The organism is Holdemanella sp. DFI.5.55, assembly GCF_020593575.1.
Taxonomy (GTDB): Bacteria; Bacillota_I; Bacilli_A; order Erysipelotrichales; family Erysipelotrichaceae; genus Holdemanella; species Holdemanella hominis.
The window spans coordinates 1-596 of the sequence record NZ_JAJDMK010000189.1; the positions used below are offsets into that span (position 1 = coordinate 1).

Sequence of the window (596 nt, forward strand, 5' to 3'; positions counted from 1 at the left end):
TGCAGCTTCACTGATATGCCCTACAGAAGATATAAAATATCCATTTGACCATAATTTTCCACATCTCGCATAGAATCTCTTCAATTCCGGATAGGCCTTCAACAATTGGATTGCACTCATAGATTTCAATGTTCGAACAACATCACAAGGTGCAACCGTTACAGGACAGTCCACAAAAATATGTATATGGTCAGGCATGACCTCTAAAGCTTTTATAATATATCCATACGCATCACAAACTTCAGAAAGAATCTTCTTCAAAGTTTCATCCATACCATCACATCTGAACTTTGGACACCATATAATATGATACTGAACTAAATACTTACAATGAGAAGCACGATGATAATTCTCATTTTTCATGATTATTCACATCTTTTAACTGATACTTTTCCTGAATACCTCTACGCATCAAATCCAGAAAAGTAATTGTTTTACCTTCTTCAACCGAATAGATTCTGGCAAGGTTTTCCAGTTCTTTTTTCCATTCACTAGGAATGGCAATATTGATCTGAACATTGTTCGTTCTAGGTCTACCCATGATATCAACTCCGAACTATTTCTACATATATTATATATTTTTAATACGCATTATA

At 34.2% G+C, this 596-nt stretch carries 2 protein-coding genes; both read right to left on the bottom strand.

The annotated features are described in order from the left end of the window. Nucleotides 1–363, bottom strand: a 363-nt coding sequence (gene tnpA, locus LJE08_RS13735; RefSeq protein ID WP_227403547.1) for an IS200/IS605 family transposase, incomplete at its 3' end; no start/stop codon positions are given. After that, a complete protein-coding gene (locus tag LJE08_RS13740) occupies nucleotides 353–541 on the bottom strand; it encodes a hypothetical protein (RefSeq protein WP_227403548.1) in 189 nt (62 codons plus the stop codon). The genes LJE08_RS13740 and tnpA, both read right to left, overlap by 11 nt. Between the last annotated feature and the right edge of the window lie 55 nt (nucleotides 542–596).

Bases quoted from the DNA above. Each gene is read 5' to 3' on its own strand.
- LJE08_RS13740 (WP_227403548.1), bottom strand. From the start codon at position 541: ATGGGTAGACCTAGAACGAACAATGTTCAGATCAATATTGCCATTCCT.